At 66.7% G+C, this 17923-nt stretch carries 19 protein-coding genes; 11 read left to right on the top strand and 8 right to left on the bottom strand.

Going from position 1 to position 17923, the window contains the following annotated elements; genetic code table 11:
• The first annotated feature begins 14 nt into the window (after positions 1–14).
• Positions 15–1232, top strand: a complete 1218-nt coding sequence (locus tag ACI2JH_RS11355) for an endonuclease/exonuclease/phosphatase family protein (RefSeq protein WP_404736229.1) — start codon at positions 15–17, stop codon at positions 1230–1232.
• Position 1233: 1 nt separating this feature from the next.
• Here the strand turns inward: ACI2JH_RS11355 and purT are convergent, their stop codons facing one another.
• Positions 1234–2421 carry a formate-dependent phosphoribosylglycinamide formyltransferase gene (gene purT, locus ACI2JH_RS11350; RefSeq protein ID WP_182655897.1) on the bottom strand — a complete coding sequence of 396 codons (1188 nt, stop codon included), beginning with the start codon at positions 2419–2421 and terminating at the stop codon, positions 1234–1236.
• 246 nt (positions 2422–2667) lie between these two features.
• On the opposite strand from purT, the gene ACI2JH_RS11345 reads away from it, so the two are divergent.
• The 5 genes from ACI2JH_RS11345 (at position 2668) to ACI2JH_RS11325 (ending at position 6383) form a co-directional block, all read left to right on the top strand.
• Positions 2668–3432 carry an SPFH domain-containing protein gene (locus tag ACI2JH_RS11345; protein WP_372487509.1) on the top strand — a complete coding sequence of 255 codons (765 nt, stop codon included), beginning with the start codon at positions 2668–2670 and terminating at the stop codon, positions 3430–3432.
• Positions 3433–3493: 61 nt separating this feature from the next.
• A complete protein-coding gene (locus tag ACI2JH_RS11340) occupies positions 3494–3673 on the top strand; it encodes a hypothetical protein (RefSeq protein ID WP_057508857.1) in 180 nt (59 codons plus the stop codon).
• A complete protein-coding gene (locus ACI2JH_RS11335; protein WP_404736228.1) occupies positions 3670–4974 on the top strand; it encodes an alpha/beta hydrolase family protein in 1305 nt (434 codons plus the stop codon). Before ACI2JH_RS11340 ends, ACI2JH_RS11335 begins: the two co-directional genes overlap by 4 nt.
• Positions 4971–5570, top strand: a complete 600-nt coding sequence (locus tag ACI2JH_RS11330) for a PH domain-containing protein (protein ID WP_101100199.1) — start codon at positions 4971–4973, stop codon at positions 5568–5570. The genes ACI2JH_RS11335 and ACI2JH_RS11330 overlap by 4 nt, the downstream gene beginning before the upstream one ends.
• A 9-nt stretch (positions 5571–5579) precedes the next feature.
• Complete coding sequence (locus ACI2JH_RS11325) at positions 5580–6383, top strand: D-alanyl-D-alanine carboxypeptidase family protein (RefSeq protein WP_404736227.1); 804 nt, start codon at positions 5580–5582, stop codon at positions 6381–6383.
• Positions 6384–6497: 114 nt separating this feature from the next.
• Here the strand turns inward: ACI2JH_RS11325 and ACI2JH_RS11320 are convergent, their stop codons facing one another.
• The 5 genes from ACI2JH_RS11320 to ACI2JH_RS11300 form a co-directional block, all read right to left on the bottom strand.
• On the bottom strand, positions 6498–7172 hold the full coding sequence (locus ACI2JH_RS11320; protein WP_404736226.1) for a DNA-3-methyladenine glycosylase family protein: 675 nt from the start codon (positions 7170–7172) through the stop codon (positions 6498–6500).
• Positions 7173–7175: 3 nt separating this feature from the next.
• Complete coding sequence (locus ACI2JH_RS11315) at positions 7176–7547, bottom strand: DUF423 domain-containing protein (protein ID WP_404736225.1); 372 nt, start codon at positions 7545–7547, stop codon at positions 7176–7178.
• Between the two features lie 87 nt (positions 7548–7634).
• Positions 7635–8708, bottom strand: coding sequence for a polyketide cyclase (locus tag ACI2JH_RS11310; protein ID WP_404736224.1), 1074 nt, complete (start codon positions 8706–8708; stop codon positions 7635–7637).
• Between the two features lie 228 nt (positions 8709–8936).
• Positions 8937–9578 (bottom strand): response regulator transcription factor, encoded by a 642-nt coding sequence (locus tag ACI2JH_RS11305; protein WP_042615166.1) that lies wholly within the window; start codon positions 9576–9578, stop codon positions 8937–8939.
• Complete coding sequence (locus tag ACI2JH_RS11300; RefSeq protein ID WP_042615167.1) at positions 9578–10768, bottom strand: sensor histidine kinase; 1191 nt, start codon at positions 10766–10768, stop codon at positions 9578–9580. The genes ACI2JH_RS11305 and ACI2JH_RS11300 overlap by 1 nt, the downstream gene beginning before the upstream one ends.
• A 140-nt stretch (positions 10769–10908) precedes the next feature.
• On the opposite strand from ACI2JH_RS11300, the gene ACI2JH_RS11295 reads away from it, so the two are divergent.
• Genes ACI2JH_RS11295 through ACI2JH_RS11275 form a run of 5 tightly spaced genes read left to right on the top strand, consistent with a single transcriptional unit; the run spans position 10909 to position 13942 of the window.
• The gene (locus ACI2JH_RS11295) at positions 10909–11505 is read left to right on the top strand and encodes a GNAT family N-acetyltransferase (protein WP_101100194.1); all 597 of its coding nucleotides are present in this window, start codon (positions 10909–10911) and stop codon (positions 11503–11505) included.
• A gap of 13 nt (positions 11506–11518) precedes the next feature.
• On the top strand, positions 11519–12298 hold the full coding sequence (gene minC / locus ACI2JH_RS11290) for a septum site-determining protein MinC (protein WP_349999163.1): 780 nt from the start codon (positions 11519–11521) through the stop codon (positions 12296–12298).
• Positions 12299–12340: 42 nt separating this feature from the next.
• Positions 12341–13150, top strand: a complete 810-nt coding sequence (gene minD, locus ACI2JH_RS11285) for a septum site-determining protein MinD (RefSeq protein ID WP_042615169.1) — start codon at positions 12341–12343, stop codon at positions 13148–13150.
• Positions 13151–13152: 2 nt separating this feature from the next.
• On the top strand, positions 13153–13413 hold the full coding sequence (minE, locus tag ACI2JH_RS11280) for a cell division topological specificity factor MinE (RefSeq protein ID WP_042615170.1): 261 nt from the start codon (positions 13153–13155) through the stop codon (positions 13411–13413).
• 49 nt (positions 13414–13462) lie between these two features.
• Entirely contained in the window at positions 13463–13942 is a 480-nt protein-coding gene (locus tag ACI2JH_RS11275) for a hypothetical protein (protein ID WP_101100193.1), read from the top strand.
• A 430-nt stretch (positions 13943–14372) separates the two neighbouring features.
• Here the strand turns inward: ACI2JH_RS11275 and ACI2JH_RS11270 are convergent, their stop codons facing one another.
• Together ACI2JH_RS11270 and ACI2JH_RS11265 are read right to left on the bottom strand one after the other, a co-directional pair.
• Positions 14373–15614 carry a DUF819 domain-containing protein gene (locus tag ACI2JH_RS11270; protein ID WP_101098277.1) on the bottom strand — a complete coding sequence of 414 codons (1242 nt, stop codon included), beginning with the start codon at positions 15612–15614 and terminating at the stop codon, positions 14373–14375.
• Between the two features lie 122 nt (positions 15615–15736).
• Complete coding sequence (locus ACI2JH_RS11265; RefSeq protein WP_349999162.1) at positions 15737–17815, bottom strand: S9 family peptidase; 2079 nt, start codon at positions 17813–17815, stop codon at positions 15737–15739.
• Positions 17816–17923 lie beyond the last annotated feature (108 nt).

Below are 17923 nucleotides of genomic sequence, written 5' to 3'. Positions count from 1 at the left end.
GCACAATACCGGCCATGAAAATTCCAGCCTTCAGCCTCCCCGCCCTGACCGTCGCCGTGGCCCTGCTGTGCAGCGCCTGCGCCCAGACCCCCGAGCGTGCCGCCGCGATGCCTGATGCCTCCACCGCTCTGCGCCTGGCCACCTACAACACCTCCCTCTACTCCGACCAGGCCGGCGGGCTGATCGCCGAACTGGAAGGCGACAGCGCGCATGCGCGCAAGATCGCCGCGGTGCTGCAGCAGGTGCGCCCGGACCTGGTGCTGCTCAACGAATTCGACTACGACGACGCGCACCGCGCCGCTGATCTGTTCCAGCAGCGTTACCTGGCCGTGGCCCAGCCCGGTGGCGGCGAGCCGCTGAACTTCGCCTACCGCTATCTCGCCCCGGTCAACACCGGCGTGCAAAGCGGGCTGGACCTGGACAACAACGGCGAAGTAGGCGGCGAGGGCCGCGCCCGTGGCAACGACGCGTGGGGCTACGGTCTGCACCCGGGCCAGTACGGCATGCTGGTGCTGTCGCGCTATCCGATCGACGAAGCCCAGGTGCGCAGCTTCCAGCTGCTGAAGTGGAACACCCTGCCCGGCGCGATCCGCCCGATCGACCCGCGCACCGGCAAGAGCTTCTATTCCGATGCGGTGTGGTCGCAGCTGCGGTTGTCGTCCAAGTCGCACTGGGACGTGCCGGTGCGCACGCCGTCGGGGGTGGTGCACGCGCTGGTATCCCACCCTACCCCGCCGGTGTTCGACGGCCCGGAAAAGCGCAACGCCGCGCGCAACCACGACGAACTGAAGCTGTGGCAGGAGTATCTGTCAGCCGGTGAAAAGCCTTGGCTGTGCGACGACAAGCAGCGCTGTGGCGGTCTGGCGCAGGACGCCCGCTTCGTGATCCTGGGCGACCTCAACAATGACCCGGTGGATGGCGATGGCCGCCACGAAGGCATCCTGGAACTGATCGAAAACCCGCGCGTGCTGCGCCATGCCACCCCGTCCAGCATCGGCGGCGAGCAGACCGGCCTGGCCTACGCCGCCAAGGGCATCACCCGTCGCGGCGCCCCGCAGCACGCCACCGGCGATTTCGGCCCGAAATCCGGCACGATGCGGCTGGACTACGTGCTGCCCTCGGTCGGCTTCGCCTACGCCGGCGGCGGCGTGTTCTGGCCGGCCGAAGGCACGGACGAGGCGAAGATCGCCGACGGCAGCGACCACCACCTGGTCTGGGCCGACGTGAAGTAAGTCAGGGCTTCAGGGTGACGCCGATGGCGGCGGCGGCATCACGGGCGATCGCGCGGGCCTGGTCGGTGCTGTCGGCCCGCGCCAAGGTAACGCCAACGCGACGGTGGCCGTGCACGCTGGGCTTGCCGAACAGGCGCACGGCGGTGTCCGGGACCTGTAGCGCGGCGGCGACATCGGTGAAGTACGGCACGCCTTCGCCGTGGGCCAGCAGCGCGCACGATGCACTCGCTCCGCCCTGGCGGATCACCGGGATCGGCAGGCCGAGGATCGCGCGCGCATGCAGTGCGAACTCGCTCAGTTCCTGCGATACCAGGGTCACCAGGCCGGTGTCATGCGGGCGCGGCGAGACTTCGCTGAACCACACCTCGTCGCCCTTCACGAACAACTCCACGCCGAACAGTCCCCAGCCGCCGAGGTCATCGGTGATGGCCCGGGAAATCTCCTCGGCGCGCGCCAGCGCCGCGGCGGACATCGCCTGTGGCTGCCAGCTTTCGCGGTAATCGCCGTCCTTCTGCAGGTGGCCGATCGGCGCGCAGAACGACGTACCGCCCGCATGCCGCACGGTCAGCAGGGTGATTTCGTAATCGAAATCGATGAAGCCCTCGACGATGCAGCGTCCAGCACCAGCGCGTCCCCCGGTCTGCGCATACGCCCAGGCCGGGGCGATGTCAGCTTCGCTGCGCAGCGTGCTCTGGCCCTTGCCCGAAGAAGACATCACCGGCTTGACCACGCACGGCAGGCCGATCGCCTGCACGGCGGCGGTGTACTCCGCTTCGGTGTCCACGAAACGATACGGCGAGGTCGGCAGGCCCAGCGTTTCCGCCGCCAGCCGGCGGATGCCTTCGCGGTCCATGGTCAGCCGCGCAGCGCGCGCGGTGGGCACCACGCGCAGCCCCTGTTCCTGCTCCAGCTGGACCAGCGTCTCGGTGTGGATGGCCTCGATCTCCGGCACCACCAGGTGCGGTTTTTCCAACGCGATCAGCTCGCGCAGGGCCATCGCATCCAGCATGTCGATCACGTGCGCGCGGTGCGCCACCTGCATCGCCGGCGCGTCGGCGTAACGGTCGGCGGCGATCACTTCCACGCCCAGGCGCTGCAGTTCGATGGCCACTTCCTTGCCAAGTTCGCCCGATCCCAACAGCAGGACGCGGGTGGCAGAGGGGGACAACGGGGTTCCAAATGCGGACATGGCGGCGTTCCAGCGTGGAGGTGAAGGCGGGTGGGCATTCTAGCCGGTCGCCCCCTGCCTGCCGACGGACGGCACTTGCAGACTGATATCAATTTGATATCTTTCGGTCCAGACCCTCAAGGAAGTGCCGTCATGAAAGAGAAGCCGCTCCGTTCCATCAACGGCCTGGCCGTGCTGGCCGCCGTCGTCATCGTTGCTGGCATCGCCGGCACCGTGTTCCTGGCCGGCGCCAGCGGCGCCAACGGGATGCGCCCCAGCCCGATGCTGCTGCTGGGCTGCGTTCTGGTGATGCTTCTGGCCCTGCTGTCATTGGCCGGCCTGTACACCGTGCAACCCAACCAGGCCGCGGTGCTGAGCCTGTTCGGCAAGTACGTCGGCACGGTCAAGGACAACGGCCTGCGCTGGAACAACCCGTTCTTTTCCAAGCGCCGGGTCAGCCAGCGCGTGCGCAATTTCGAAAGCGGCAAGCTGAAGGTCAACGAGCTGGATGGCAGCCCGATCGAGATCGCCGCGGTGATCGTGTGGCAGGTGGTGGACGCCTCCGAGGCGGTCTACAACGTGGATGACTACGAGAGCTTCGTGCATATCCAGTCCGAGTCCGCGCTGCGTGCGATGGCCACCAGCTATCCGTATGACCAGCACGAAGAAGGCCAGCTGGCCCTGCGCAGCCATGCCAGCGAGATTTCGCTGCACCTGAGGAACGAACTGGCCGAACGCCTGGCCGATGCCGGCGTGCAGATCATCGACGCGCGCATCAGCCACCTCGCCTACGCTGCGGAAATCGCCCAGGCCATGCTGCAGCGCCAGCAGGCCAATGCGGTGATCGCCGCCCGCACGCGGATCGTCGCCGGCGCGGTGGGCATGGTGGAAATGGCGCTGGCCGAACTGCAGAAGAACGGCGTGGTGCAGCTGGACGAAGAGCGCAAGGCGCACATGGTGAGCAACCTGCTGACCGTGCTGTGTTCCGACCGCGGCACGCAGCCGGTGGTCAACGCCGGCTCCTTGTACTGAGCCGGCATGACGGTGTCCTGCCGGCCGCGGGCCGCAACCAGCCGTTGATCCAGGAGTATCCATGAGCGAGAAGAAAGCCTATCCACTGCGCATCAACGCCGATGTCCTGGCCGCGACGCAGCGCTGGGCCGACGACGAGCTGCGCAGCCTCAACGCCCAGATCGAATACATGCTGCGCGATGCATTGCGCAAGGCCGGACGGCTGCCGAAACCCACCCCCTCGCAGGAGAGCAAGGAATGAACAGGAACCTGGGCAGGCGCGCGCCGCGCATGATGGTTGCCACCACGCTTTCGCTGCTGGCCGGGATCGCCAGCGCCGCCGAACCGGCGCAGGTGGCCACGCAATTGCTGGACCACCTTCAGGCCGGCCGCGTGCAGGACACCGCCGCCATGCTGACCCCGGCGATGGCCGCTGCCGCCCCGGCTGATCGTCTGCAGGTTCTGTGGAATTCATTGGGCGAGCTGCAGCAGCGCGGCCAGCCGACGGTGAGCGAGCAGCAGGGCATGCATCTGGTGGAGGTGCCGTTGCGCTTTGCCGCCGCGGCGGTCAACGCGCAGGTCGCAGTGGATGCACAGGACCGGGTCGCCGGCCTGCTGCTGCGCCCGGCAGCGGTCGAAAAGGCGGCTCCGCCATCGGCCGATGCGAACTACCGCGAGCTGGATTTCAGCGTGCCGCAGGCACGCGGCGCGTTGCCGGGCACGCTGGCCCTGCCCAACGGCAAGGGCCCGTTCCCGGCCGTGGTGCTGGTGCACGGATCCGGCCCGCAGGATCGCGATGAAACCATCGGCGCGAACCGGCCGTTCCTGGACATCGCGCGGGGCTTGGCCGCGCATGGCATTGCCGTACTGCGTTATGACAAGCGCAGCAAGGCGCGGCCGCAGGATTTCCAGCAGCCGTTCGATGTGGACCACGAAACCACCGACGATGCAGTCGCCGCGTTGACCGCACTCGCTGCGGATCCGCGCATCGATGGCCAGCGTGTGTTCGTGCTTGGACACAGCCAAGGCGGCATGCTCGCGCCCCGCATCGCCACGCGCTGGCCGCAGGCACGCGGGGCGATCCTGTGGTCCGCACCCGCGCGCACCCTGCTGGACCTGCTGCCCGAACAGAACCGCTACCTGTTGAACCTGGATGGCAGCATCAGCGCGGCGGAACAGGCGTTCCTGGACACCCTCGATACGCAGATCGCCGCGGCGCGCAGCGCCACACCGGCCGCCGCCAGCGCGCTGCCGTTGGGGGTGCCGCAGCACTTCTGGAAGAGCATTGAAGCGGTGGACGCACGTGCCGATGCCAAGGCCCTGCGCAAGCCGCTACTGATGCTGCACGGCGGCCGCGATTTCCAGATACCCGACACCGACTGGACGCTCTGGCAGGCGGCACTGCAGGGGCGCAGCGATGTGCAGTGGAAGCGCTACCCGTCGTTGAACCATATCGGGATCGCCGGCAGCGGCCCCGGTTCGCTGAAGGAGTACACCCAGCCCGGGCAGGTCGATCCGCAGCTGATCGACGACGCCGCACGCTGGATAGAGGCGCAGCGATGAGCGGCGGCAGTGATCCCCGCCGCTTCGCGGTCAGTGATGGCTCGCCACTGCGGCTGCTGTGGATCATCGCGCCGCTGCTGCTGTTCGTCGGCCTCACCTTCTATCCGCTGCGGCAGCCTGCCGAAGCCGGCGCGATGCCGTTCGCGGTCACGCTTACCCCGCCCTACTTCACCCTGCACGGCAGCGCGGCGTGGAGCCTGGCCATCGCCGCGCTGCTGACCGTGCTGCTGTGCTGGCTGTTCTACCGGCGCCGGGTGGAGCTGGATGGCAACACGCTGAGCGTCCATTCCACGTTCTACCGAAAGCGCACCCCGGTGCAGCAGATGGACCTGCCGAACGCCGCCGTGGTCGACCTCAAACAGGACCAGCGGCATGGCCTGCGCCACAAGATCAACGCCTACGGCATGCCGGGCTTCCACTCCGGCCACTATCGCCTGCACGGCGGCGGCAAGGGTTTTGCGCTGGTGACCGACGTGCACCGCGTGCTGGTGATTCCGGTGCGCGACGGACCGACCCTGTTGCTGAGCCTGGCCGAACCGCAATCGCTGTTGGACGCGCTGCGCCGGGCCGCCACGCCTCCGGGCCGACCGCGCTAAGCTGGGCGCATGTCCAGATCCCTGCCCCTGCTGCTCAATACCGACGCCATCGAAGCGTGGCCGGCCGCGCTGCTGCGCGCCCGTGGCAACGCCGATGCTCGCCTGCTGGCACGTGCCCGTTGGGTGCTGCGACGCAAGCGCGATGGCCGCTACCTGGCTGCCATCTTCGACCACGGCGTGCACTCGCTGATTCCACACCTGCCACAGGAACCCGGTGCCGCCGAGGCACTGGACGCGCTGTCCTGGCTGAACCCGCAACGCGGCAGCGGGCCGCTGGAGCAGCGGCTGCTCTCCCCCCACGGCCTGCATGAGCGCCTGCAGCAGCTGGGACTGGACGCCGATGCGTATGCCGCCGACACCGGCCTGGCACTGGAAGCCGAGCCGGTGCTGCTGCATTTTGCCGGGCGCGACCGCTTCGGCCGGCCGCTGTGGCTGCGTCGCGGTGCAGCGCAGGCGTGGCGGCGCATGCGCCTGCAGGCGGCACGTGAAGGCATCACGCTGGACGCGATTTCCGGTTACCGCAGCCACGATTACCAGCTGGGAATCTTCGAGCGGAAGCTGGCCCGCGGGCAGCGCGTGGCGGAGATCCTGAAGGTCAATGCCGCGCCCGGTTTCAGCGAGCACCATAGCGGAATGGCGCTGGACATCGGCACGCCCGGCGATCCGCCGGCCGAGGCGTCGTTTGAAGAGACCAGAGCGTTCGCGTGGCTGCAGGAACACGCTGGGGGGCATGGGTTCCGGATGAGTTATCCGCGCGGGAATCCGCATGGGATCGTGCATGAGCCGTGGCATTGGCGTTGGTGCGGGAGCTGAAGAGCGTGACGACCAACGGTCGTCACCCACCAACGGCTAAGAGCGTGACGACTGCGGTCGTCACCCACCAAGGGCTAAGAGCGTGACTACCAACGCCCGTCACTACGGGGTTGGTCAGTCCTGGGAGCGGTTGGTCTTGATGGCCGGGCCTTCGGTGAAATCGGCGATGCGCCACAGGTACAGGCTGGCGTAGGTGCGGTAAGGCGCCCACTTTTCACCGCGCAGGGCGAGCGCCTTCGGCGTTGGCATCAGTTCGGCCTTGTCCACGCGCTGGGCGCCCTTGCGGATGCCCAGGTCATCCAGCGGCAGGATGTCCGGGCGGCCCAGCCGGAACATCAGCATCATCTCCACCGTCCAGCGGCCGATGCCACGCACCGGCACCAGCGCCTGGATGATCGCCTCGTGTTCCATCACCGCCATCCGCCGCAGGCTGGGAATATCCCCGGCCGCTTCGCGCAGCGCCAGGTCCCGCAGCGCCAGTGTCTTGTTGCCCGATACCCCGCATGCACGCAGCGCGACGTCGTCGATACGGCCCAGCGTGTCCGCATGCAGCCGGGTACTGCCGATGGCCGCCTCCACCCGCCCCACGATCGTCGAGGCGGCCTTGCCGCTGAGCTGCTGGAAAAGGATCGCCCGTGCCAGCGCATCGACGGGATCAAACGGTTTGCGCCACCCCTGCGGCGTCGGCAACGGACCGAGGCGGCGCATCCACGCCGCCAGCCGGCGGTCACGTCGGGCGAGCCAGTCGTGCGCCTGCCCCACGTCGAAACCACGCGCGAAGCGGGGCATGGCTCAGCGCCTCAGCGCATCGATGGCCACCAGCACCCAACCCAGCATCAGCGCCATGCCACCCACCGGCGCCAGCCGCGTGGACCACTGCCACAACGCATTGCCAGCCAGGCTGCCAGCGAACAGCAGCGTGCCGAACAGGATCACGTACAGCGCCAGCCGACCGAACGTGGCCGTGGCGCGCGGCCCCAACGCCGCCAGCACCGCGCCGTGGGCGAAGGCATACAGCGCGGCCATGTTGAGGTGCTGCTGGGCCAGCGGTTCGCCGCCCCCGTGCGAGGCATAGGCGGACAGGCCGATGGAAGCCGCTGCCAGCAGCGCACCGAGGCAGGCCAGCAACGAAGGCCTGCGTGCGCGTCGATCAATCGCAAACATGTCCACTCCCTCCAGTCGTGCCAAAAAAAAACGCGCCGCAAGATGCGGCGCGTTTTTTGTTTTCTACGTTACATCAGCCGTCCAGGTTTACTTGACGGCCCAGTAGATGTCATACGTGCCTTCCGGAGTGAAGGACTTCTGCACGCCACCATTCCAGGTTTCGTACGGACGGTCGATCACTTCGTTGCCGCCGGTCACCGACCATGCGCGCAGTGCATTGCGGGCAACGTCCAGGCCAGCCACGTGACCGGTGTAGGTCGCATGGGCCGAACGGTGCGGAGCAACGCGGACGTACTTCACCGGGGCGCCACCATCGATCTTGACCGCCAGCTCTTCGGCCGGCACGCCTTCGCTACCCTTCTTCTTCACCGGCTGGGCGACGTCGAAGGCGTACTTCTCGGCACCGAAATCGGTGGTGATGATGCGGAACGGGCCGACGGCTTCGAGGTCGTTGGCCTCCATCACGCGCTTGATCCATTCCTGGTTGTCAGCGATGGACTTGGTGATGGTGGCTTCGCCACGATCCACGTTGCCCGCAGTGACCACCAGCAGGTCTTCGGCCGGGACATCGACGATGCCCAGGTCGTTCAGCGGTGCTTCGGCGGTGCGGTAGTCCACGTTCGGCACGGTGGCCAGCATGTTCGCCATGCGCGACAGACCCATCTTCAGGTCGTCACCGATGTGGCGGCTGACGTACAGGCCGGCGTAACGACCGAACAGGTCGAAGCCATACTTGACGTTGTATTCCTGGGTGATCTTGACGTTGCGGCCATCCTTGCCGGTCGGCTCCAGGATGAAGGCAGTCGTCTTGTCATGACCCTTGGTGGCGTCTTCGATGGCGATGGCGACGCGCTTGTTCTGCTCGCTCTCGGTGATCTTCCAGGTGCCGTTGCCCAGGTCCTTGGACGTGTAGTCCAGGGTGGCGCCGACGCCGGCAGCCGGGCCGGAGAACTTCAGGTCGGTAGCGGGATCACGCAGCAGGAGGGGGTTCCAATCCTTGAAGCGACGCAGGCTGTTGACCGTGTCGTACACGATCGTCATCTTGCGGTTGGTCTCGATGCTTTCCGAAATATGGCGCTCGCCCGGGAGGACCACGCCAATGATGACGAACAGGCCAGCCACGATCCCCAAGGCGATCAGGAACTCGATAATACGGGTCATTCAGAAGTCTCCGGGGCCGATCCCACGGCCGGGTTGAGTGAAGCGAAGCGCCAATCCTAGCAGCTTCGTTGGCTTTGTTGATCTGGTTTGGACCACCGGTTTCCGCGTCGACAACCGATTTGTACAGACAAGGGGCCGAAGGGTAGCGCACATGGGCCACCCACCAGTAGGGGGCAGACGGAGGTTACCGGTCCATATTATCGGTAAACCCCCGCCGTTGAACGATTTTCAGACCAATTGGAGCTCGAATGCCTTGAGCACGGCACGGGTCCGGTCGCGCACGCCCAGTTTGGACAGGATATTGGACACGTGGTTCTTGATCGTGCCCTCGGCCACGCCCAGCGAATTGGCGATTTCCTTGTTGGAGAAACCACTGGCCATCAGCCGCAGGATCTCGGTTTCGCGGTCGGTCAGCGGATCCGGGCGGTCCAGGCTGACGAACTCGTTGCGCATGTGCTCCAGCCCGGACAGCAGCCGCTGGGTCACCGCCGGCTGCACCAGCGAACCGCCTTCGGACACGGTGCGGATGGCCCCCACCAGCTGGTCCAGGGTCACGTCCTTGAGCAGGTAGCCCTTGGCGCCGGCCTTCAGCCCGGCCAGCACCAGCTGGTCGTCGTCGAAGGTGGTCAGGATGATGGTCGGCGGCAGCTGCTCCAGCTTGGACAGCATCTGCAATGCCTCCAGCCCGGACATGGCGGGCATGCGCATGTCCATCAGCACCACGTCCGGCTTGACCTGCGGAATGATCTCCACGGCCTGGCGCCCATCCGCCGCCTCGGCGATCACCTCGATGCCATCGTCCAACGCCAGCAGTGAGCGGATCCCCTGCCGCACCAGGGTTTGGTCGTCGACCAGGCAGACGCGAATCATCAACGAACTCCTTCAGGTGCGGTGCTCAGCGCCAACGCCGGGACACCAGGAACCGAGGCACGCAGGCGGAAGCCCTGTCCCCGGTGGGTTTCAATCTGCAGCTCGCCACCACATTGTTGCAGGCGCTCGCGCATTCCGCGCAGGCCGTTGCCCACCATGATGCCATCAGCGCCGTTTCCATCGTCACGCGCCTCCAGGCTGACCCCGCCGGCTTCGCGGCGGACGGTGATCCACAGGTTGCGCGCGCCGGCGTGGCGCACCGCATTGGTGATGATTTCCTGGGTGCAGCGCAGCAGCACGTGGGCCCGCTCGGGGTCTTCCACGTTCAGCGGACTGGGCACGTCCAGGTGGACGTCCAGCGAGGGCACGCGCTGGGTCAACGGGCGCAGCGCCGCCGCCAGGTCGATCGCCCCGCTGTCGCGCAGCTGGCTGACCGCCTCGCGCACGTCGGTGAGCAGCAGCTTGGCCAGGGTATGCGCCTGGTGCACGTGCTCCTGGGCCCGGCCCTCGGTGATGTGGCCGGCCACTTCCAGGTTCAGGCTGAGCGCGGTCAGGTGATGGCCCAGCAGGTCGTGCAGTTCGCGGGAGATCCGCGTGCGCTCGTTGACCCGCGCACTTTCAGCAAGCAGCACGCGGGTGGCGCGCAGTTCGGTATTGAGCTGTCGCTGCTCTTCGCGGGCGTCGGTCTGCTGCCGCGCGACCAGGCTGGTCACGAAGATGAACATGGAAAAGCCGCCATACAGCAGCGACTGCATGACCGCTTCGAACAACGGAAACCTCAGCAGTACGTAGTAGACAGGGGCCACCGCCAGCTGGCTGACCAGCAGCCACAGCACCCCATAGCGGGCCGGCAGCATCCACGGAATCACCCCGGCTGCCACCATCATCAGGATGCTGCCGAGCCCTGAACCGCTGAGGAAGCTCACCCCCAGCGCGGAAATGGTCAGCAGCACCAGCATGCCGCGATCAAGCCAGCTGGCATGGCCCCCGCTGCGCAGGTCGCGGGTCAGCCGGAAGTAGGCCCCACCGAATACCAGGTAGGCGGCGAACAACAGCACCGCCCCGCCGTTGTCGCTGGCCGGCCGACGCAGGTTCTCGATCTGCGAGTAAACCAGGGGAAGACCGACCATGACCCAGGTGAACAGGCCAGCCAGACGGAGGACACGGGTATGACTGAGGGCTCCCAACATCCCTGCATCTTAGGCTGAACCTGGCCTGCGTCACTCCCACGGAAGTCATGCCCCGGTTTCCCCCGGCAGCGTCCCCCCCATGCAATAATCAGTGGGAAGGGCCCGGCAACGGGCAGCATGCACCACCCCACGGAGTCTCAATGTCGATTGTCATCCGCGACGTGCGCGAGCATGAGCTCGATTCCGTCCTGGCCTTGAACAACAACGCCGGTCTGGCGATCCTGCCGTTGGACGCGCACCGGCTGCACCTGTTCTATGAAACCGCCGAGTATTTCCGCGTCGCCGAGCGCGACGGCAACCTGGCCGGGTTCCTGATCGGGTTCGGCAGTGAAAGCCAGCACGACAGCAGCAACTTCGCCTGGTTCAAGCAGCAGCTGCCCAGCAGCTTCTTCTATATCGACCGCATCGTGGTGGCCAGCCGCCGCCGCGGTGGTGGCGTGGGCCGGGCGTTCTACGCCGACGCGCAGAGCTATGCCGAACTGCGTTATCCGCAGATGACCTGCGAGGTCTTCCAGGACCATGGCGCCGATGCGGCGCTGCTTTTCCACGGCAGTTTCGGCTTCCGCGAACTGGGCCAGAACACCATGCCGCACGTGGATGTCCGCGCCAGCATGCTGGCCAAGGAACTGTGCAGCTATGCCTGGGTAAGTGACACCTACGGCGACAAGCTGCCGGACGTGGCATGGGCGCGTGGCCGGCAACGGCCCTCCCCCGCCCAGCAGTCGACGGGTACTTGAGGTGGCGGTGAACATGGATTACGAACAGGCCGGTGAACTGAAGATCGGCCAGGTAGGTATCGCCAACCTGCGCATCCGCACGATGGATGTGGAGCGCCTGGTGCAGGAAATGAACGAGCGGGTCAACCGCGCGCCCAAGCTGTTCGGACGCGCGGCGGTGATCCTTGATTTCGGCGGCCTGAGCCGCACCCCGGACGTGGCCAGCGCCAAGGCGCTGCTGGACGGGCTGCGTGGCGCCGGCGTGCTGCCGGTGGCGCTGGCCTACGGCACCTCGGAGATCGAACTGCTGTCCCAGCAGCTGGGCCTGCCGCTGCTGGCCAAGTTCCGCGCACAGTACGAACGTGCAGACGCCGAGCCGGCCCCGCCGCGTGCAGCGCCCCCGGCGGCTCCTGCGCGCGAACCGCGCCGCGCCGCGCCCGCTGTCGCCGCACTGGCCGCCGCGCCGGCCCCGGGTGAAGCCCCCAAGCCGGGCCGCATGCAGCTGGCCAACGTGCGTTCGGGCCAGCAGCTGTACGCTGAAAACTGCGACCTCACGGTGATGGGCACGGTCGGCGCGGGCGCCGAAGTGATCGCCGATGGCAGCATCCATATTTACGGCACCCTGCGCGGACGCGCGCTGGCCGGTGCCCAGGGCAATACCGCGGCGCGTATTTTCTGCCGCGATTTCCATGCCGAACTGGTGGCCATTGCCGGCCACTACAAGGTATTGGACGATGTACCGGACAACCTGCGCGGCAAGGCCGTGCAGGTCTGGCTGGAACAGGACCAGATCAAGATCGCTGCGCTGGATTGACTTTGTCGCAGCCCCAACCAGAACAAGAGCAGGAGAAGTCCTTTGGCTGAAATCATCGTAGTCACCTCCGGCAAGGGCGGCGTCGGCAAGACCACCACCAGCGCAAGCCTTGCCTGCGGCCTGGCACGTCGTGGCAAGAAGGTGGCGGTGATCGACTTCGACGTCGGCCTGCGCAACCTCGACCTCATCATGGGCTGCGAGCGCCGCGTGGTGTACGACTTCGTCAACGTCGTGCACGGCGAAGCCACCCTCAAGCAGGCCCTGATCAAGGACAAGCGCTTTGACAACCTGTACGTGCTGGCTGCCTCGCAGACCCGCGACAAGGATGCGCTGACCCAGGAAGGCGTGGGCAAGGTCCTGAAGGACCTGGCCGCCGATGGCTTTGAATATGTCATCTGCGATTCGCCGGCCGGCATTGAAAAGGGCGCGTTCCTGGCCATGTATTTCGCCGACCGCGCCGTGGTGGTGGTGAACCCGGAAGTGTCTTCGGTGCGCGACTCCGACCGCATCATCGGCCTGCTGGATTCGAAGACCCACAAGGCCGAGAACGGCCATGACGTGCCGGCCTTCCTGCTGCTGACCCGCTACACCCCGGTGCGCGTGGAAGCCGGCGAGATGCTGAGCATCACCGACGTGGAAGAAGTGCTGGGCCTGAAGGCCATCGGCGTGATCCCCGAATCCGGCGATGTGCTCAATGCCTCCAACAAGGGCGAACCGGTCATCCTGGACGGCGAGTCACCGGCCGGCCAGGCCTATGACGATGCCGTCGCGCGCATCATGGGCGAAGACCGCCCGATGCGCTTCACCGCCGTGGAGAAGAAGGGCTTCTTCAGCAAGCTGTTCGGAGGGTAAGCATGGGCCTGTTCGATTTCCTGAAAGCCAAGAAGACCACCGCCGAGACAGCGAAGAACCGCCTGCAGATCATCATCGCGCAGGAGCGCAGCCATCGCGGCGGTCCCGATTACCTGCCGCTGATGCAGCGCGAGCTGCTGGAAGTGATCCGCAAGTACGTCAACATCGATGTCGATGCGGTCAAGGTCGACCTGGTCAAGGACGGGCAGCACGACGTGCTGGATATCTCCGTCGCCTTGCCGGAAGGGCCTGAAAAGCCCTGATCCCCTGCCCTGCCCGCGCCAGCCGCGGGCGGGGTTTCTGCTCGATGCCATGAACGAACCCGCCCCCGAACCATCGGTCACCCGCGTTGGCGACATCGCCTTCGACGATGCCGCGCGCCTGCTGTCCGGGCATGGCCTGCACCTGCACCACGTGGCCGCCGGGGCGCCGATTCCCGGCAGTTACTGGGGCGAGCCCGAAGCGGGCATCATCGCCAGCGATGTCTACGTACGCGATGACACACCCGTGCATTCGATGCTGCACGAAGCCTGCCACCTGATCGTGCTGCCGCCGGAGCGGCGTGCGCTGGTGCATACCGACGCCACCGATTCGGTGCCCGAAGAAGATGCGACCTGTTACCTGCAGATCGTGCTGGCGGCGGAGCTGCCGGGGGTGGGCAGCGCGCAGCTGATGGCGGACATGGATGCGTGGGGGTACACGTACCGGTTGGGCTCCACGCAGGCGTGGTTCGAGCACGACGCGGAAGACGCGCGCGCGTGGTTGGTCGAGCGGGGGTTGTTGGTCGGCTGAGCTGTGCTTCGAGTTACGTGGGCTGCGAGCGCGCGGGCGGGCCAGCTTGCACGGGACGCGCCGCAAGTACGTCCGTGTAGGCTACGTCGCCGCATCCCTGCGGCTCAGTGTCCCGTGCAACCTGCCCCACCCGCGCCTGCCAGCTCAGCGCGACCGTTGGGGGAAAAGAAGAGCAAGAGCGGTAGCGCCGAGCCATGCTCGGCGGCTCTTTGCTGACGGCCACGGATGGGCTCCGCCGAGCACGGCTCGGCGCTACCTGCTTCTGCTTTTTTCTTTTCCCCTCCCCGGCGCGATGCCGGCGGGGAGGTGGCGGTGGGGGCAGGCAGGACTGTTGGAGCCCATGGATGGGCGTAAACAAGCCTACATGGACGTACTTGCGGCGGGTCCTGCCTGCCCCCACCGCCCACCTCCCACTACAACAGACAAAAAACTACTGCCCCGCCAACGCCCGCAACGTGATTCCCACCACGTACGCCAGGTACGTGCCGGTCGCATACCCCATCGTGCCCAGCAGCACGCCCACCGGCGCCAGCGCTGGATGGAACGCCGCAGCCACCACCGGCGCCGATGCCGGCCCGCCGATGTTGCTCTGCGAACCGATGGCGAAGTAGAAGAACGGCACGTGCAGCAGCTTGGCCAGCAGCCACAACAGCACGATGTGCACCGCGATCCAGATCAAGCCCAGCGCGAACAACCACGGACGATCCAGCAGCGCCACCAGATCCATCTGCATGCCGATGCAGGCAATCAGGAAGTACAGCAACAGCGAGCCCACCCGCGAGGCGCCCACGCCCTCCAGCGTGCGCGCGCGGGTGAAACTCAGGCCCAGGCCCAGCGTGGTCGACAACACCACCACCCACACGAACGGCGCGTCCAAGCTGAACTGCGCGGCCCAGCTGACATGCAGCTTGAACCACGCCGCCAGCGGAGCACCGATGGCGTGCGCCAGGCCGACACCGCCGAAGGCCACCGCCACGATCGACATCAGATCGGTCAGGGTGGGAATGCGCTCGTGCTCGGCCTGGAACCGCGCGATCCGCTCCTTCAACGCATCGATCGCGGAGGTATCGGCGCCGCTGCGTGCATCGATCTTCGCCGAGCGACCGGCGAGGAAGATCAGCACCGCCATCCACACATAGCCCACGCCCACGTCCACCACCGCGAACTGGCCGAAGGTGGTCGCATCGACGTCGAACACTTCGCGCATCGCCAGCATGTTGGCACCGCCGCCGATCCAGCTGCCGGCCAGCGCCGCCATGCCGGCCCAGGTGTCGCCGGCCACGGTTTCCGGATGCAGCGCGCGCATCAGCAGGAACGCCACCACCGCACCGAGCATGATGCTGGCCGAAGCACCCAGGTACATCAGCACCAGCTTCGGGCCCAGCCGCAGGATCGCCTTGATGTCCACCGCCAGGGTCAGCAGTACCAGTGCCGCCGGCAGCAGCACGTCACGCGCGATCGGGTTGTACAGCCGGGTGTTCTGGCCATCGATCAACCCGACCGTGTTGTAGATGCCGGGCAACAGGTAGCACAGCAGCAGCGCCGGCACGAATGCATAGAAGCGCTTCCACGGCCCCTGCTGGCGCGACGCGGTCCAGAACACGGCACCGAGGGTGGCGGCGATCAGGCCGAAGACGACGATGTCGTTCTGGATCAAGGGAGTCGAGACCATGCCAACCCAGGGGTAGCGCCGCGCCATGCCCGGCGAGCGCAGCGGTGTAAAAATGACGCCGAGCAGGGCGCGGCGCTACGGAAACCAAAAGCGCCGCCCCGGGGGCGGCGCTTCAACGCGGCTTACTGGCCGATGTGCTGCTTCAACCAGGCGTTCACCGTGTCATGCCACAGCACGCTGTTGGCCGGCTTCAGCACCCAGTGGTTCTCATCCGGGAAGTACAGGAATTTGGAGTCGATGCCCTGCCGCTGCGCGGCGGTGAACGCCGCCAGGCCCTGCTCGACCGGGATGCGGTAATCGAGCTGGCCGTGGATGATCAGGATCGGCTTCTTCCAGTCCGCGACATGGTTGACCGGGTTGAACTTCTCATAGTTGGCCGGCTTGGCGAACGGCGTACCGCCCTGCTCCCACTCGGTGAACCACAGCTCTTCGGTGGCATAGCCCATCATGCGCTGGTCGAACACACCATCGTGGTTGACCAGGCACTTGAACGGGCTGTTCCAGTTGCCGGCGATCCAGTTGACCATGAAGCCGCCGTAGCTGGCGCCGAGCGCGCAGGCCTTGTCGCCGTCCAGGAACGCATACTGCTTCAGCGCCGCATCCCAGCCCTTCTGCAGGTCTTCCAGCGGACGGTCGCCCCAGTGCTGGCTGATCGCATCGGTGAACGCCTGGCCGTAGCCGGTGGAACCGTGGAAGTCGATCATCACCACCGCGTAGCCCTGGCCGGTATAGGTCTGCGGATTCCAGCGGTAGCTCCAGCCATTGCCGAAGCTGCCCTGCGGGCCACCGTGGATCAGGAACGCCACCGGGTACTGCCTGCCTTCCTGATAGTCGTGCGGCTTGACCACGTAGCCATGCACGGTGTCGTTGTTCCAGCCCTTGAACTCGAACTGTTCGTAGTCACCGAAGGACACGTCCTTCAGCACGTCACCGGCTGCGGGGGTCAGCGCGCGCAGCTCGCCGATCGGCTGGCCGGCGGCCGGCAGCATGCCGACCAGCACCTGGTCGTTGCTCTTCAGGCTGTTGCGGGTGATGGCCACGCTGTTGCCGGCCACGTCCACGGCGGTCACGCTGCCATCGCCGATCAGCTTGTCGACCTTGCCACTGGCCACGTCCACGGCGAACAACGGATGTTCGCCCAGCTCATCGGCGGTGGTGTAGATCGTGCTGCCATCGGCGGACAGCACGATGCCGCCGGCCGAACGATCCCAGTCCGCAGCGATCTCGCGGGTCTTGCCGCTGGCCAGGTCCATCGCCATCAAACCGAAGCGGTCCGCTTCGAAGCCCGGGCGCTTCATCGCGCGGTAGAACAGGGTCTTGCCGTCGGCGCTGAACACCGGGCCGGCATCCCAGGCCGGGTTGGTGGCGGTCAGGTTGACCGGTGCCTGCTTGCCTGCCGCATCGAACCGGTACAGGTCGAAGTTGGTGGACCACGGTTCTTCGCGGCCGGCCACGCGAATGCTGGCGACTACGCTGCTGCCATCCGGCGACCAGGCGAAATCATCATTGCCACCGAACGGCTTGGACGGCGCGTCGCCGGCCAGGGTGGCGCTGAGCGCGGAGGCGCCCTTCACCCCGGCGGCCTTGCCGGTCGGCAGCGGCGCCACGAACAGGGTGTTGCGGCGGCCATCGTTCCAGGTGTCCCAGTGGCGCACGAACATCGAATCGAACACCTGGCCGCTGGCCTTGGTGCCCTTGATCGCAGCCAGCTTCTTTTCGGTGCAGGCCAGGTCCGAACCGCAGTCCTGGAAGACGCCGGCGCTGAACAGCACGCGGTCGTCCTGCGGAGACACGTGGTAACTGTCCACGTCCACCGGGAAATCGGTCAGCTGGCGCGGCGTGGTGCCGTCCATGCCCTGCGCGTACAGCTGCTGGCTGCCGTTCCTGGCGCTGAGGAAGTACACGGTGCGGCCATCGGCCGACAACGAAGGGGAGTTGACGTTCCAGCCGCTCGGGGTCAGCTGCCTGGGCGGTGCGGCATCGCGGGTGCGCAGGTTGCGCACGAACAGCGCATTGCTGGCCTTCTGTTCGTTGTCCACGCTGCGCTTGGCGAACACCACGCTGCCGCCATCGGCGGTCAGCACCGGCGAGGAAACGCGGTCCAACGCGATCAGGTCGCGGACATCGAGGCCGCGGGCAGCAGCCACGGACGGCAGCGCCGCGAGCAGGCTCAACGGCAACAAGGCATGACGCAGTTTCATCGGGTACTCCGCGGGACGGCAAAACGTCGATGGTAGGCCCCGGCACGGCAGCGTGCCAAGGCCATCGGTCATGCCGGCGGACCGGAAAACGCCGGGCCCGGCCCGGCG

Source organism: Stenotrophomonas sp. NPDC078853, from assembly GCF_044901215.1.
In the GTDB taxonomy this organism is placed as follows: Bacteria; Pseudomonadota; Gammaproteobacteria; order Xanthomonadales; family Xanthomonadaceae; genus Stenotrophomonas; species Stenotrophomonas lacuserhaii.
The sequence above is the reverse complement of the archived record's forward strand: the minus strand, read 5'-3'. Positions and strand labels throughout refer to the sequence as shown.